This is a genomic window from Paenibacillus sp. FSL M8-0334 (assembly GCF_038000405.1).
GTDB lineage: Bacteria > Bacillota > Bacilli > Paenibacillales > Paenibacillaceae > Paenibacillus_AQ > Paenibacillus_AQ campinasensis.
Window position 1 is genome coordinate 2,733,281 of record NZ_JBBOCH010000001.1, and the last position, 14,453, is coordinate 2,747,733.

Consider the following 14,453-nt stretch of genomic DNA (forward strand, 5'->3'; position numbering starts at 1 on the left):
GCAGAGAGCAAGTAGATCAGACAAAGGAGCGGAGTAAACAAAGCAAGTAGAGTGGACAAAGCAAGCAGAGTAGAAGAAAGCTAAGGTTAGATAAATAGATAAAATAGCTTGCAAAACAGACAAAGCTTACAGAATAGATAAAATATACAAAAAATGAAATCGTATACCAATCAAATACAGTAGACGAATCAGATACAGAAGATCAATCAGGTATAGTAGGTCAATCAGATACAGTAGATTAATCAGGTACAGTAGATCAATGAGATACAGTAGATTAATCAGGTACAGTAGGTCAATCAGATACAGTAGATTAATCAGGTACAGTAGGTCAATCAGATACAGTAGGTCAATCAGATACAGTAGGTCAATCAGATACAGTAGATTAATCAGGTACAGTAGATCAATGAGATACAGAAGATCAATCAGGTATAGTAGGTTAATCAGATACAGAAGATCAATCAGGTATAGTAGGTCAATCAGATACAGTAGATTAATCAGGTACAGTAGATCAATGAGATACAATAGATCAATTAGATAAAGTACCTCTATCAGATCAAGTGGATCAATAAGATCAAGGTAAGTAAAAACAGGTGAAAGTGAAAATAATCACATTGAGTCATAGGCTGTTTTCTTTTAAGTCTGGTGCCCTGTTCAGCCGCGACCGCGAGTTCTTTCGTTGCCCTTTTTTCTGACATCTAGCGTCTTTGCGCGAGCAAATCCATGCTTTTTCTCCCCAAATGAATCCCATCCTTTCTTCCTGAACAAAAGGGATAATGGTGCAAAGGTAAAAAAACAATACTGGAATCCGCGGAACGGGGCTCCGGAAAATACTAAATAATGCTAGATTCTACGTTTATATCTTTGCCGAGCGGACATACTGGTAGCATCATAGATTAACGATGAGAGAGGCGATCAGGATGCTGGCAAATAATCAAGAGACTCTTCGTATTGTTGTTAAGAAAATCATGCTGCTATTATCCAGTATGTTCATGGTTATGATGGTGTGGGAAGGTCAAAGAATCGACGCCTCGGTGGTAGGCGGACCGATTCCGCAGGAGTCGATCCGGCTGCGCATTCTGGCTAATTCGGATAGCCCGGCTGACCAGCTTGTGAAGAGAGAAATTCGAGACGCGGTGATCGAGCAGATGCAGCTGTGGGTCATGCAGCTCGACGATCCGCAAAGCCTGGAGGAGGCCAAGGCGCTGACGCAAAAGCACTTGCCTGAGATCCACAAACTTGTAGGAGAAGAGCTTGCCAAGCGCGGATTGAGCTATGGCTATCATGTGGAGCTCGGCGTGGTGCCGTTTCCGACCAAGATGTATGGGGGAACCATCTACCCGGCAGGAGATTATGACGCGGTTCGCATTACGCTGGGAGAGGGACGTGGACAGAACTGGTGGTGCGTCTTGTTTCCACCGCTTTGCTTTATCGACGGGGGCAGCGGCGATGCTGCAGCTCAGCCGGCTCCAGCGGCGTCTGTCAGCACGGCTTCCGCATCGGCGGAAGCGTCAGCGTCCACGGAGACACTGGTCCATGCGAGCGCGAGCGAACCGGAAGTGCGTTTTTTCCTGGTGGATATGTTTCTCGGATTGTGGAATTGGGTGTCGGGTTTGTTTGGATGAATGTGAGATTCCTGATGTTGATGCTTCAGCGTCGCTTGACTGGACCGTGCAAGGTATCGGTACCGGGAGACTTAGGTTTCCAAGGGCTGGAGGGAATATGGCGGGGTGGTAGGGGCGATATTTTCAATCCTGGTATGGTATGATACACTTGATCGGAAAGAGTGCTTTCTCTTGGGCGCGCCAACGTTATCTTGGGTTTGGCCGGGCTTGAAGAATCAAAGCGCTTTTTATTATGGAGCGGTAGCTTTCAGATCGAACTTTCGGATTGAATGAATATACTAGAAGGCATGGGATGTGCTCATGAATATCAATAAAGATCGGGATATGGACAACAAGGAACGCTTGCTTGCCAGGGAGGAGCTTGAACGCGGGATAGACACCCTGGTGTGGCACATCAGGTCGGTGACGGAGCAGGAGACGGGCGTGGCTGCGAGCCGTTTGACTCAATCGTTAGAGAAGGCGGCTGTGCTGCGAGTGAAGCTGGAAGAAGCGGGGCAAACGCTCGCGCATGGCGGAATTGTGGCGTTTCCGACCGAGACGGTATATGGGCTCGGCGCAGATGCAAGAAACACGCAGGCGGTGGAGAACGTATTCGCAGCTAAAGGCCGTCCGTCGGACAATCCGCTGATCGTGCACATTTCGGACCGGTCCCAGCTCGAAGCGCTGGTGACGGGAGTCAATGAGACGGAGCGCGCCTTGATGGACGCATTCTGGCCGGGCCCGCTGACGCTGGTGCTGCCCGTGAAGGAGGGGGCCGTCTCCCCGCGGGTGACGGCCGGGCTGGACACGGTGGCGGTCCGCATGCCGGACCATCCGGTAGCGCTGGCGCTGATCAGCGCTGCCGGATGTCCGCTCGCTGCGCCGAGCGCCAACCGCTCGGGTCGGCCGAGCCCGACGCTGGCCGAGCATGTGCTTGTGGATTTGGCCGGCCGGATTGACGGCGTGGTCGACGGCGGCCCCGCCGGGGTCGGCGTCGAGTCGACGGTGGTGCAGGCCGGCCCGGACGGTGCCGTGACGGTGCTTCGTCCCGGCGGCGTCACGGAGGAGCAGCTTGCCGCAGTGGCGGCAAGCGTGCAGCGCGACCCGGCGCTAGCGCAGGCCGGGTCGCTGGAGAGCCCGGCGCCGCGCTCGCCGGGCATGAAGTACACGCACTATGCGCCGAAGGGCGCGATGTGCGTGGTGCAGGGCCGGGACGCCGATGCCGTGGCGTCCCGCATGGCGGCCGAGCTCGAGGCAGCGGCGCGGCGCGGGGAGGTGACCGGTGTGCTGTCGTACGACGAGCACATCGGTCGCTTCCGCGCCGGCGTAGCCGTCTCGCTCGGCAGTGCGGCGGCACCGGAGGAAGCCGCCCGCCGGCTGTACGCCGGGCTGCGCCGGTTCGACGATGAAGGGGTCACCTTCATCGTCGCCGAGGCATGCCCGGAGCAAGGGCTTGGCGCAGCCGTCATGAACCGGCTGCTGAAGGCGGCGGGGCATCATGTCATCCATACGGATTGAACGCCCCGCCCTGCCTCACGCCTCTGCCTGCGCCGCATATCATTAAGGCGCCGCAGGTATGGACAAGCTGCCGCTCGGGCAGCTTGTCCATACGACGATTGCCCCGCGTCTTAATCTGCGCGGCGCCAGTCAAGGCGCAGCCGTCATGAGCGGCTGTAGGCGCAAGCCGCGTATCGGCGCATGCATGGTTGTGCTATGGCCCGATAACGCGGGCGGGCCGCTGCAGCGCCTTTCCAGGCATCTTTTCCCCCTTGTCCGCATAAGGTGTACAAGACCACAGAACTTGGGGGAATCGGCATGCAGATGGCATCTGTCCATTCGGGACAGCTTGCGACAATACTCATGATGGCGTTTGCGCTTGGGCTTGACGCCTTCTCGCTGGGCATCGGCATGGGCATGAGAGGAATCCGGTGGAGGCATGTCTTGATGACCAGCCTGCTAATTGCCGTGTTCCACATGATTTTGCCAATGCTCGGGATGATGGCTGGCCGCTATATGGGCCTGCTGCTCGGTCAGGTGACCGGGTTGGCAGCGGGCGGGCTGCTGGCTCTGCTTGGGATGCATATGATCTATAATGCCTTCCGCGGCGGCGGACAAGTGATGAAGCCTACCGCCTGGTTCGGAATGCTGCTGTTCTCCCTCAGCGTCAGCATGGATTCGTTTTCCGTCGGCCTCTCGCTCGGGATGGTTGTCAACGATATGGTGCTGATTGCGCTCAGCTTCGGCGCCGTTGGCGGGCTGATGTCCGTGCTTGGACTGACAGTGGGACGGCAGGTAAGCGGCAGACTGAGCGAGTATGGCGAGATGCTCGGGGGCATTATTTTGTTTGTGTTTGGTTTGATGTTTATCTTTTGATAGAATACTGGGTAATAGATACTTCGGGAGGTGGGGGTCGTGAAACATATTTTATTCGTCTGCACCGGGAATACGTGCCGTAGTCCCATGGCCGAAGGGTTGCTGCGCAAGCTGGCCAAGCAGCGTGGAATCGAGCTTGAGGTTCGCTCTGCCGGCGTTGCGGCGGTAGAAGGGATGCCGATATCACGGCATGCGGAATCGGTGCTGAAGGACCAGGATATTCACGATCAATTCTATTCCAAGCCGCTCACGGGCGAACTGGTCAATTGGGCGGACTTGGTGCTCACGTTAACGCAGTCCCATAAGCAGTATGCGATCCGCCAGTTCCCTGATGCTGCGGACAAGACTTATACCCTTAAGGAATATGTGGAAAATGACGAGCGGGTGCTCGGCGATCTGAAGGAACAGGACAGCCTGTACGTGTCGATGGAGCTTGCCAAATCGCTGGGCAATGACATCAGCGACGCGGACAGGGAGCGGCTGATCGAGCTGCGGCAGCGCATACCGAGCTTTGACATCTCCGATCCGTTCGGCGGATCCCGAGAAGAGTATGAAGCGACAGCTGCGGAAATCCGCACCGCTATATTCCGGCTGCTGGACAAGCTGGCGTCCTCGGACCAGAATCGGGCTTGATCCGATCATCGGATGTTCGTCTCATCCTGCGTTCTCATCAGGCCCTACATTTTTTTGTTTATTGTTAAAGATGCGTGATGGTGGCGGTGAGGTTTATTTGGGGCCTTATTTATGAAATGTTGTCAGGCGCCTGAGGCGCGAAAGCAGTCTGGTTTATCATCAGGGCATCGCGCAAAAGGCGCTTGCCTTTCATCTGCAATTGCTTTAAGATGAAGGGGAACCTAAAGATCCGGTGTAACTGGCGACGAAGTGGATGAAACCACGATGGAGCATCGGATGATACGGCCGGTCGCCTGGGCAAAGAGCATTTAGTACACTATCGGTGTGCTGACTGCTCTTTTTTCGTCTTTTGCGCGGAAATTGCGGTATAATGAAACAAGCTTAGTCGCAAAAGCGAACATGAATGAGGGGGTTATTCATAGATGAAGGTAGCACTCGGAACAGATCATGCTGGGATTCGCTTGAGAGAGGAAATTGCCAGCGTCATTACCGGTCTCGGGCATGAGGTCATCGATCTCGGATGCGGCTGCACGGATTCCGTCGATTATCCGGACTACGCGCTTCCGGTCTGCGAGAAAGTCGTATCGGGCGAGGCGGATCGGGGGATATTGATATGCGGAACAGGAATTGGCATGAGCATTGCTGCCAACAAAGTGCCTGGCATCCGGTGCGCATTGACGCATGACGTATTCTCCGCCAAGGCGACCCGCGAGCATAATGACAGCAATGTGCTGGCGCTCGGGGAGCGAGTCATCGGTCCGGGTCTGGCAGCAGAGATCGTCACCGCCTGGCTGACTACGGAATTCAGTCATGGCGAGCGTCATGTGGGCCGTGTTGACAAGATCAAGGCGATTGAAGAGCGGTATTTGAAGCGTTAATCGTCCGGTGACGGAATCGAGCAGGGCGCTGAATCGCATCCCTTATAGGTTTGGGGGCTTGTGCGCAGCTGCTTGTCCGGCAGATCAGCGGTATGAAAGGAGACGATCGACTTGAGTACATCTTCGAACATTTCTTTCAGCGAACAGACAGCGGCCATCGTCCGGGAATTGGCCGAGGCGGCGAAGCTGGGTCCGGGCAAAGTGCTGGTGGTCGGTGCGAGCACCAGCGAGGTGGCTGGTCGGCGAATCGGCACCGGCGGTGCGGTGGAGACGGCGGAGGCACTGTATCAGGGCATCGCGGAAGTCCAGGCGGCGTTCGGTTTCGCAGTGGCCTTTCAATGCTGCGAGCATCTGAACCGGGCGCTGGTCATGGAGCGTGAGCTGCTGGAGACGCTGGGCCTGAATGAAGTGGCTGCGGTGCCGGTTCCCGGAGCTGGCGGCTCAATGGCGGCCTACGCCTACCGGAAGCTGAACGATCCTTGTCTCGCGGAGCGGATGGAGGCCCATGCGGGCATCGATATCGGCGAAACCTTGATCGGCATGCATCTGCGGAGTGTGGCGGTGCCCTTCCGCCCGAGTCTGAGGTATATCGGCGAGGCGCGTGTGAACGCGGCCTATTCCCGGCCGAAGCTGATCGGCGGCCAGCGGGCGGTGTACCAATTGGAGTCTGAGGGCGGCTCGGCCCTTTGTGATTAATTCGATGAGACGCTTGGTGTACAGCTGCGCCTGACATGAGGTGCGGACACAATAATCTACAATATGGGAGGATTCGAATCATGATGGAACACTTGCGGAAGAATGACCCAGCGGTGCTGGAAGCGATGGACCTGGAGCTGAAGCGTCAGCGCAGCAATATCGAGCTGATTGCCTCGGAGAACATTGTCAGCGAGGCGGTTATGGAAGCGATGGGCTCGGTGCTGACCAATAAATATGCGGAAGGGTATCCTGGCAAACGCTATTACGGCGGATGCGAGCGCGTGGATATCGTAGAGGATATTGCGCGCGATCGTGCCAAGCAATTGTTCGGTGCGGATCATGCCAATGTGCAGCCGCATTCCGGAGCTCAGGCCAATATGGCGGTATATCTGGCGGCGCTTAATCCAGGCGATACCGTGCTCGGGATGAATCTGGCCCACGGCGGTCACCTGACTCACGGCAGCCCTGTGAACGCATCGGGTGTGCTGTACAATTTCGTGGCTTATGGCGTGCAAGAGGATACGTTCCTCATCGATTATGATGAAGTGCGCAAAGCGGCTTTCAAGCACCGTCCGCGCCTGATTGTTGCCGGAGCGAGCGCATACCCGCGCATTATTGATTTTGAAGCGCTGGCTTCCATCGCGAATGACGTGGGTGCCCTGTTCATGGTTGACATGGCTCATATTGCAGGTCTGGTAGCTGCAGGTGTTCATCCAAGCCCGGTTCCTCATGCCCATTTTGTAACAACGACCACGCATAAAACGCTTCGCGGCCCGCGCGGCGGCATGATTCTGTGCAAACAGCCGTGGGCGCAGGCGATTGATAAAGCGGTGTTCCCGGGAAGCCAGGGCGGTCCGCTCATGCATGTCATTGCATCCAAAGCGGTAGCTCTCGGCGAGGCGCTGTCCCCGTCCTTCAAGACCTATGCCGAGCAAGTGGTGAAGAATGCCAAAGTGCTGGCTGACACGCTCACGGAGGAAGGTCTGAACATCGTCTCCGGCGGCACGGATAACCATCTGATGCTTGTGGATACCCGCAACCTGGACATCACAGGCAAGGATGCGGAGAAGGTGCTGGATTCCGTTGGCATCACCGTCAACAAGAACGCCATTCCGTTTGACCCGACAAGCCCGTTTGTCACAAGCGGCATCCGGATCGGTACGCCAGCGGTCACTTCGCGCGGCATGGACGAGAAGGCGATGGCTGCGATCGGCAAAATCATTGCTATGACGCTCAGAGCGCCGAAGGATGAAGCTACGCTTGAGAAAGCGAGCAAGATGGTTGCGGAGCTGACCGAGCAATATCCATTGTATGCGGACATGAAATATTAATTATACACCGGTCAATGTAGAATCGAATGAGGCCTCATCTTCCCGTTTGGGAAGATGGGGCTGTTTTTATGCGGAAAATAGCTGGAGAATCGCGGATATGTGGATGAGCTGCATATCGTTCTCTTTTATCCCAACATATACTGCAAGAATGAAAGGGGGACAGACCAAAAATCAGCACGGCCAATGCATAGGTGCGCCCTGGCATCATTCTGCTGAGATCTGGAAATCCTAGTAAGGAAGCCCGGCCCGGCTGCCGCCCTCCGCAGCCTTTGGTGAACGATGAAGAAACATGACTTGTGCAGGTGTAAAATCGCGAATGGGAATGATATAATAGACAAGATTTATGGAGCTTACGCTGTTTTTTGCCCATATTTGATGAGGATTAAGCAAATCCTGTAATAACATTTGGATTAAACCGGAGGGACCTGAAATGGGAAAATTGGTGATATGTGATCACCCATTGATTCAACACAAACTGACTTTTATACGCGATATGCGCACCAACACGAAAGATTTTCGTGAACTGGTTGATGAAGTCGCCACTTTGATGGCTTACGAGATTACGAGGGAGGTTCCTCTTGAGACGATATCGGTACAGACACCGGTAGCCGAAACGGAAGGCAAGGTCATTTCAGGAAGAATGCTGGGCTTGATCCCGATTCTCCGCGCGGGTCTTGGCATGCTTGACGGCGTTGTGAAGCTTCTTCCAGCGGCCAAAGTCGGACATGTCGGGCTGTTCCGCGATCCCGAAACCCTCAAGCCGGTTGAATATTACACCAAACTGCCAACCGATGTGACCGAGCGCGAGCTGATTGTGATCGATCCGATGCTGGCGACCGGCGGCTCTGCGATTGCGGCGATCGACGTGCTGAAGAAGCGGGGCTGCACCCAGATCAAGATGATGAATCTTGTAGCCGCGCCGGAAGGCGTTAAGGCGGTGCATGATGCGCATCCGGATGTGGATATCTATGTTGCTGCGCTGGACGAGGGACTGAACGATCACGGTTATATCGTACCGGGTCTCGGCGATGCCGGAGACCGCCTGTACGGCACGAAGTAGATAATGATAATGACCAATGGCCTGGAATATACGCTTAGAGTAGAACCAGGCCTAGCATGTATACAGAGGGGGAAATCGAAGCATGTCAAAGATAAAAGTAATGACGATCTTCGGCGTTCGTCCGGAAGCGATCAAAATGGCGCCGCTCATTCTCGAGCTGCAGCGTCACCCGGATCATATTGAATCCATCGTGTGTGTGACCGCCCAGCATCGGCAGATGCTTGATCAGGTACTGGACGTATTCAAGATTGTGCCGGACTACGATTTGGACGTGATGAAGGACCGTCAGACGCTGAATGAGATCACCGTTCGCGTTCTGGAGGGCCTGGAGCCGGTTCTGAAGGAAGCGAAGCCGGATATTGTACTTGTCCACGGTGACACGCTCACGACGTTCCTGGCAAGCTATGCCGCGTTCCTGCAGCAAATTCAAGTCGGGCATGTGGAGGCCGGCCTCAGAACGTGGAACAAGCTGTCTCCTTATCCGGAAGAGATGAACCGCCAGCTCACGGGCGTGCTTGCCGATATTCATTTCGCGCCAACCGAATGGTCTGCTGGCAATCTTCGTAAAGAGAACAAGAAAGAGTCAAGCATTTACATCACAGGCAATACGGTGACGGATGTGTTTCAATATACCGTACGGCAGGACTATACCCACCCTGTTCTGGAATGGGCCGAAGGGAAACGGCTTGTGCTGATGACCGCTCATCGCCGGGAATCCCAAGGGGAGCCGCACCGCAACATTTTCCGGGCGATCAAGCGGATTGCCGACGAGTTTGAGGATATCGCTATTGTGTATCCGGTCCATCCGAGCCCTGCGGTGAAGGAGCCCGCACATGAGATTCTGGGCGGCCACCCGCGCATCAAGCTGATCGAGCCGCTGGACGTTGTGGATTTCCATAACATCTATGCGCACACCCATCTGATTGTCACGGATTCCGGCGGAATGCAGGAGGAGGCGCCTTCATTCGGCGTGCCGGTTCTGGTGCTGCGTGACACGACTGAGCGTCCGGAAGGCATCGATGCCGGCACGCTGGAGCTGGTGGGTACGAATGAGGAGGATGTCTATGGACGTACGAAGGCATTGCTGAGCGATCAGGAGCTGTACAACGAGATGAGCAAGGCAGCGAACCCTTACGGCGATGGACGCGCTTCCGAACGAATTGTCAATGCGATTTTGCACCATTTCGGGGTTCGAAAGGATCGTCCGGAAGAATTTCACAGAATGTTCACAAAGTAATTATTGGCTGCATTCTGACCGCAAAGTTGACAGCATACAGTTGAACTGTACGGTTATTGCGGCGTTTTATGTAGTTCCGGCTGCATAAAACGCCTGTTTTTCACCATAAATCCGGCAAATCGATTCATTGACAAACGCTTGTTATGTTAAGTAAAATGAGTTGGGATTAGAGGTTCATATGAAAAATCCGAGAAGTCAAGATAGCCCTTGGTTGATAGCGCTCTATATTAGCGGGGCCGGTGGCATGCTGGCCGCTTACATTGTTGTCGGTTTTTTTGTCGGCAGATGGCTGATGCTGCAGTTGGACGGGCCCAGAGCTTGGCTCGCTGTTGGAACCGTGACGGGACTGTTTTTGGGGATTTTGAATATCGCTCTTCTCATTAAAAAGTTTCTTGGGGGCACAAAGTGAATGATTTGACGACATCCATTGTGAATGCCGTAACCAGGACTGTGCTGCTGTGCTTATCCGCCTTCCTGTTGGGATGGGCGCTGTACCCGAATCTACAGTCGGTATTTGCCGGTCTGACTCTCGGGGTCGTTGGCGGCCTGTTCAATGTCCGCTACCTGTCCGTCAAGATCAGACAGATTGCTGACATGGCTGTGAACCAGGATCACAGAAGGCTGGGCTTTGGATTTGTCACAAGACTTTGTATTGCTTTCTTGGTTGTAATGCTTGCTGCCAGACTGGACCAGGTGTCTCTGGGTGCAACTATTGCAGGGCTGTTTATCCCCCAGTTGTTGACCATTCCAGTCAGCATTATTGTTAGCTTGAGGAACAAGAAATGATCAGCGCTAATTGGAAAGGGGTGAATACAATTTCATGCATGAATCACCGATCATAAAATTTGGCGGATTCCATCTCGATCTGTCGGCCGTCATAATGCTGTTTGTAACATGTACCATCGTGTTTGTGTTAGTGCGGCTGGCCGTTCGTAATCTATCTGTCGAAAACCCTTCCAAATTGCAGAACTTTATGGAGTGGGTCGTGGAATTTGTGCAAGGCATCGTAGCGAGTGCTATGGATTTGAAGAAGGGGAAGGGGTACATATCGCTTGGTCTAACCTTGATCCTGTTTATCTTCGTAGCTAACCTGCTAGGGTTGCCATTTGCCATCATCACGGACTTGCCTGCGAACTTCGAAGTGTTTGGCAAGACGATTGAAGCAACAAGGAATCTTCATGACGGCTATATGGCCCACGTTCTTTGGTGGAAATCGCCGACAGCGGACATCTCGATTACAGCAGGGCTTGCGATCATCGTCTTTATTCTGATGAACTATCTCGGATTGAAGCTGAACCGCAAGCATTACCTGAAGCACTATCTGGAGCCGTTTCCGATTTTCCTGCCGCTGAACATCATCGAGAACCTGGCGAAGCCGGTCGCGCTGGCCATCCGTTTGTTTGCAAACATCTTTGCCGGTGAGGTGCTCATTACGGTGATTTTGAAAATGGGGATCCTCGGGATTCCGTTCCTGGCTGTATGGCAAGGGTTCAGTATCTTTGTCGGTGCCCTTCAGGCCTTCATTTTCACAATTCTGACGATGGTTTACATCGCACAGACTACGATTCACGAAGAAGCAGCACATTAATAAACTCCAACGGATTACCTGATCTTTTATCGGTACTTCGAAAGAGATATATTATAGTAACTATAATTTTGTAAATGTATAAGGAGGATATTTATCAATGGAATTTTTAGCAGCAGCTATTGCAGTAGGTTTGGGCGCACTTGGCGCAGGTTTGGGTAACGGTATGATCGTGAGCAGAACAGTAGAATCCATCGCTCGTCAGCCAGAGGCTCGTGGTCCGCTTCAAACAACGATGTTTATCGGTGTTGGTATCGTCGAGGTAGTACCACTCGCTGCTACCGTTATTGCTTTCTTGATCATGTTTTCTTAATAAATATACAACGGTTTGGCGGGGAGGGCCGATGCCATCCGCGCCTTCGTTTTGTTAAGAACAGTACGCGCATTAACGGAAAGGAGTGAGCTTAATCCATGGAGGTACTTTGGGAGAATATTTTAATCTCGATCGTAGCATTTGCCATCCTATACTTTCTGCTTCACAAATATGCGTTCAGCAAATTGTTCGCCATTATGGAGCAGCGCCGTGAACTGGTGATGAATCAGATGAATGAGGCCGCGGAGACGCGTAAGCAGGCGGCATTGTATGTCGAAGAGCAGAAGAAGGCGCTGGATCAGGCTCGGCAGGAGGCTCACGAAATTATCGAGCGTTCGAGACAGACCAGCAACAAGCAGGCTGAGCAGCTTATCGAGCAAGCTAAGGAAGAAACGGTTCGCTTGAAAGCCGAAGCCGTTCGCGATATTGAGAATGAGAAGAACAAAGCGGTTGAAGAACTCCGCGGCGAGCTTGGCAGCGTATCTGTGAAGATCGCATCCAAGCTGATCGAACGCGAAGTGAAAACCGATGAGGCCCAGGAACAGTTGGTCGACCAATACCTTAAAGAGGTAGGAGGCAGATCATGAGCCAAAATACAGTAGCAGCCAAGCGGTATGCGCGAGCGCTGTTCGAAGTGGCGGCTCAGCAGCAGAAGGGGCTGGAAGTAGAAGAGGAATTGCGGGCGATCGTCTCTGCCATCGAGGGAGATGGCGACATCCAGAAATTCATCGCTACTCCGAATATTCCCCAGTCCGTGAAGGTAAACGTTCTTAAGCAGGCACTGGAGGGCAAAGTATCCCAACCGGTGCTGAGCACACTGGAACTGCTTCTGGACAAAGGGCGCACGGAATTGTTCGCCGAATTATTGAACAGCTATGTGAAGATTCAGGGTGAAGCTCTTGGATTCGCGGATGCTGTCGTATATTCGACCTACCCGCTCAATGATTCGGAGAAGGAACAGGTGGCTGCCGAATTCGGAACGGTCGCGAACAAGAAAATCCGCGTGAACAACGTTGTTGACAAAGGCTTGCTCGGCGGACTGAAAGTGGTTATCGGCGACAAGCTGTACGACGGCAGTCTCGCAGGGAAGCTGGAACGTCTTGAAAAGTCTTTTAATAGACGAGCAAAGTAGATAGGGGTGAAAATGTTGAGCATCAGACCTGAAGAAATTAGCACTTTAATTAAAAGTCAAATTGAGGAATATAAATCCGATATCGCGGTTTCTGAAGTGGGAACGGTGATTCAAGTTAGTGACGGTATTGCTCGCGTTTACGGCCTGGAGAATGCGATGTCCGGGGAACTCCTGGAATTCCAGAGCGGCGTGTTCGGTCTTGCACTGAACCTTGAGGAAAGCAATGTCGGTGTCGTTATCCTCGGTCCTTACTCTGACATTAAAGAGGGCGATCAGGTTAAACGTACCGGACGGATTATGGAGGTTCCAGTAGGGGAAGCTCTGCTCGGCCGCGTCGTCAATCCGCTCGGACAACCGCTTGATGGCAAAGGCCCGATTGAGGCGGCAGCGTTCCGTCCGGTAGAAAGCGCGGCTCCTGGCGTTATCGATCGTAAATCGGTACATGAGCCAATGCAGACCGGGATTAAAGCGATTGATGCGATGGTTCCGATTGGCCGCGGACAGCGTGAGCTTATCATCGGGGACCGTCAAACTGGTAAAACCTCCATCGCCATCGATACGATTCTGAACCAAAAGGGCAGTGGCGTGAAATGTATCTACGTTGCGATTGGTCAGAAACAATCCACGGTAGCTCAAGTAGTGGAAACACTTCGTCGTCACGGAGCACTTGAGTATACCATCGTCGTTACAGCATCGGCTTCCGAGCCAGCTCCACTGCAATACATCGCACCATATGCGGGCTGCGCGATGGGTGAATATTTCATGTTTAAAGGTGAGCATGCGCTCATCATCTACGATGACTTGTCGAAACAAGCAGCAGCTTATCGTGAGCTGTCCTTGCTTCTCCGTCGTCCTCCGGGCCGTGAGGCTTATCCGGGTGACGTATTCTATCTGCATTCCCGTTTGCTGGAGCGTGCTGCGAAGCTTAGCGATGAGCTTGGCGGTGGTTCGTTGACGGCGCTGCCGTTCATTGAAACACAGGCTTCCGACGTATCCGCATATATCCCGACAAACGTAATTTCGATTACCGACGGTCAGATCTTCCTGGAGTCCGATCTGTTCTATGCAGGTCAGCGTCCGGCGGTTAACGTAGGTATTTCCGTATCCCGTGTCGGCGGTTCCGCACAGATCAAGGCGATGAAGAAGGTTGCCGGCGGTCTGAAGCTCGACCTGGCGCAATATCGTGAGCTTCAAGCGTTCTCCCAGTTCGGGTCCGACCTGGATAAATCGACGCTGGCTCGTCTGAACCGCGGTTCGAAGCTGATGGAGATCCTGAAGCAGGGCGTAAACCAGCCGCTGTCGGTTGAACAGCAGGTTGTCAGCCTGTACACCGCAGTCAGAGGCTACCTCGATGACATCGAAGTTGCCGACGTTCGCCGCTTCGAGAAGGAATTCCTGGAGTTTGTGGAAGGCAACAAACCGGAAATCCTGCAATCGATCACAGATACGAAGGACCTGACTTCTGAAAATGAAGAGGCGCTGAAAGCTGCGATCGAACAATTCAAGAAGGGCTTTGCCGCTTCGGTGTAAGCTCCTCGGGCACACTTTAGGAGGGGAGCCGGGCCTTGAAGTCCGGTATCCTCTTTCATCATATGGAATATAACGGTGGCTGCA

At 53.5% G+C, this 14,453-nt stretch carries 17 protein-coding genes and 1 riboswitch; of the genes, 16 read left to right on the forward strand and 1 reads right to left on the reverse strand.

Features of this window, described 5'->3' with window-relative positions; genetic code table 11:
• Positions 1 to 126: 126 nt before the first annotated feature.
• Positions 127 to 522 (reverse strand): hypothetical protein, encoded by a 396-nt coding sequence (locus tag MKX64_RS11930; RefSeq protein WP_341035922.1) that lies wholly within the window; start codon positions 520 to 522, stop codon positions 127 to 129.
• A 395-nt stretch (positions 523 to 917) separates the two neighbouring features.
• Between MKX64_RS11930 and spoIIR the strand changes: the two genes are divergently transcribed.
• From spoIIR to atpA, 16 genes are all read left to right on the forward strand, one after another.
• The gene (gene spoIIR, locus MKX64_RS11935; RefSeq protein ID WP_196426445.1) at positions 918 to 1,622 is read left to right on the forward strand and encodes a stage II sporulation protein R; all 705 of its coding nucleotides are present in this window, start codon (positions 918 to 920) and stop codon (positions 1,620 to 1,622) included.
• A gap of 300 nt (positions 1,623 to 1,922) precedes the next feature.
• On the forward strand, positions 1,923 to 3,119 hold the full coding sequence (locus tag MKX64_RS11940; RefSeq protein ID WP_230875763.1) for an L-threonylcarbamoyladenylate synthase: 1,197 nt from the start codon (positions 1,923 to 1,925) through the stop codon (positions 3,117 to 3,119).
• Between the two features lie 297 nt (positions 3,120 to 3,416).
• Positions 3,417 to 3,974 carry a manganese efflux pump MntP gene (locus tag MKX64_RS11945; protein ID WP_095264946.1) on the forward strand — a complete coding sequence of 186 codons (558 nt, stop codon included), beginning with the start codon at positions 3,417 to 3,419 and terminating at the stop codon, positions 3,972 to 3,974.
• Positions 3,975 to 4,013: 39 nt separating this feature from the next.
• Entirely contained in the window at positions 4,014 to 4,607 is a 594-nt protein-coding gene (locus MKX64_RS11950) for a low molecular weight protein arginine phosphatase (RefSeq protein ID WP_341035925.1), read from the forward strand.
• Positions 4,608 to 4,831: 224 nt separating this feature from the next.
• A riboswitch (ZMP/ZTP riboswitch) is annotated at positions 4,832 to 4,913 on the forward strand.
• A gap of 116 nt (positions 4,914 to 5,029) precedes the next feature.
• Positions 5,030 to 5,485: a ribose 5-phosphate isomerase B gene (gene rpiB / locus MKX64_RS11955; protein WP_095264944.1), complete on the forward strand. Its 456-nt coding sequence runs from the start codon at positions 5,030 to 5,032 to the stop codon at positions 5,483 to 5,485.
• Between the two features lie 111 nt (positions 5,486 to 5,596).
• On the forward strand, positions 5,597 to 6,181 hold the full coding sequence (locus MKX64_RS11960) for a TIGR01440 family protein (protein WP_095264943.1): 585 nt from the start codon (positions 5,597 to 5,599) through the stop codon (positions 6,179 to 6,181).
• Between the two features lie 80 nt (positions 6,182 to 6,261).
• Positions 6,262 to 7,512: a serine hydroxymethyltransferase gene (gene glyA / locus MKX64_RS11965; protein WP_095264942.1), complete on the forward strand. Its 1,251-nt coding sequence runs from the start codon at positions 6,262 to 6,264 to the stop codon at positions 7,510 to 7,512.
• Between the two features lie 430 nt (positions 7,513 to 7,942).
• Positions 7,943 to 8,572 (forward strand): uracil phosphoribosyltransferase, encoded by a 630-nt coding sequence (gene upp / locus MKX64_RS11970; RefSeq protein ID WP_095264941.1) that lies wholly within the window; start codon positions 7,943 to 7,945, stop codon positions 8,570 to 8,572.
• Positions 8,573 to 8,654: 82 nt separating this feature from the next.
• Complete coding sequence (gene wecB, locus MKX64_RS11975; RefSeq protein ID WP_341035928.1) at positions 8,655 to 9,809, forward strand: non-hydrolyzing UDP-N-acetylglucosamine 2-epimerase; 1,155 nt, start codon at positions 8,655 to 8,657, stop codon at positions 9,807 to 9,809.
• Positions 9,810 to 9,987: 178 nt separating this feature from the next.
• Positions 9,988 to 10,218 carry an AtpZ/AtpI family protein gene (locus MKX64_RS11980; protein WP_095264939.1) on the forward strand — a complete coding sequence of 77 codons (231 nt, stop codon included), beginning with the start codon at positions 9,988 to 9,990 and terminating at the stop codon, positions 10,216 to 10,218.
• A complete protein-coding gene (locus tag MKX64_RS11985) occupies positions 10,215 to 10,595 on the forward strand; it encodes an ATP synthase subunit I (protein ID WP_095264938.1) in 381 nt (126 codons plus the stop codon). Before MKX64_RS11980 ends, MKX64_RS11985 begins: the two co-directional genes overlap by 4 nt.
• A 34-nt stretch (positions 10,596 to 10,629) precedes the next feature.
• A complete protein-coding gene (gene atpB / locus MKX64_RS11990) occupies positions 10,630 to 11,397 on the forward strand; it encodes a F0F1 ATP synthase subunit A (RefSeq protein WP_095264937.1) in 768 nt (255 codons plus the stop codon).
• A 97-nt stretch (positions 11,398 to 11,494) separates the two neighbouring features.
• A complete protein-coding gene (atpE, locus tag MKX64_RS11995; RefSeq protein ID WP_006213098.1) occupies positions 11,495 to 11,707 on the forward strand; it encodes a F0F1 ATP synthase subunit C in 213 nt (70 codons plus the stop codon).
• A gap of 98 nt (positions 11,708 to 11,805) precedes the next feature.
• Positions 11,806 to 12,294 carry a F0F1 ATP synthase subunit B gene (gene atpF / locus MKX64_RS12000; RefSeq protein ID WP_095264936.1) on the forward strand — a complete coding sequence of 163 codons (489 nt, stop codon included), beginning with the start codon at positions 11,806 to 11,808 and terminating at the stop codon, positions 12,292 to 12,294.
• Positions 12,291 to 12,839, forward strand: a complete 549-nt coding sequence (locus tag MKX64_RS12005; RefSeq protein ID WP_095398367.1) for a F0F1 ATP synthase subunit delta — start codon at positions 12,291 to 12,293, stop codon at positions 12,837 to 12,839. Before atpF ends, MKX64_RS12005 begins: the two co-directional genes overlap by 4 nt.
• Positions 12,840 to 12,854: 15 nt before the next feature.
• Positions 12,855 to 14,369, forward strand: a complete 1,515-nt coding sequence (atpA, locus tag MKX64_RS12010) for a F0F1 ATP synthase subunit alpha (protein ID WP_095264934.1) — start codon at positions 12,855 to 12,857, stop codon at positions 14,367 to 14,369.
• The last annotated feature ends 84 nt before the right edge of the window (positions 14,370 to 14,453 follow it).

Excerpts from the sequence above, each read along its gene's own strand:
- spoIIR (WP_196426445.1), top strand. The coding sequence starts at position 918 with ATGCTGGCAAATAATCAAGAGACTCTTCGTATTGTTGTTAAGAAAATC.
- MKX64_RS11940 (WP_230875763.1), top strand. The coding sequence starts at position 1,923 with ATGAATATCAATAAAGATCGGGATATGGACAACAAGGAACGCTTGCTT.
- MKX64_RS11945 (WP_095264946.1), top strand. The coding sequence starts at position 3,417 with ATGCAGATGGCATCTGTCCATTCGGGACAGCTTGCGACAATACTCATG.
- rpiB (WP_095264944.1), top strand. The coding sequence starts at position 5,030 with ATGAAGGTAGCACTCGGAACAGATCATGCTGGGATTCGCTTGAGAGAG.
- glyA (WP_095264942.1), top strand. The coding sequence starts at position 6,262 with ATGATGGAACACTTGCGGAAGAATGACCCAGCGGTGCTGGAAGCGATG.
- upp (WP_095264941.1), top strand. The coding sequence starts at position 7,943 with ATGGGAAAATTGGTGATATGTGATCACCCATTGATTCAACACAAACTG.
- wecB (WP_341035928.1), top strand. The coding sequence starts at position 8,655 with ATGTCAAAGATAAAAGTAATGACGATCTTCGGCGTTCGTCCGGAAGCG.
- MKX64_RS11980 (WP_095264939.1), top strand. The coding sequence starts at position 9,988 with ATGAAAAATCCGAGAAGTCAAGATAGCCCTTGGTTGATAGCGCTCTAT.
- atpB (WP_095264937.1), top strand. The coding sequence starts at position 10,630 with ATGCATGAATCACCGATCATAAAATTTGGCGGATTCCATCTCGATCTG.
- atpE (WP_006213098.1), top strand. The coding sequence starts at position 11,495 with ATGGAATTTTTAGCAGCAGCTATTGCAGTAGGTTTGGGCGCACTTGGC.
- atpF (WP_095264936.1), top strand. The coding sequence starts at position 11,806 with ATGGAGGTACTTTGGGAGAATATTTTAATCTCGATCGTAGCATTTGCC.
- MKX64_RS12005 (WP_095398367.1), top strand. The coding sequence starts at position 12,291 with ATGAGCCAAAATACAGTAGCAGCCAAGCGGTATGCGCGAGCGCTGTTC.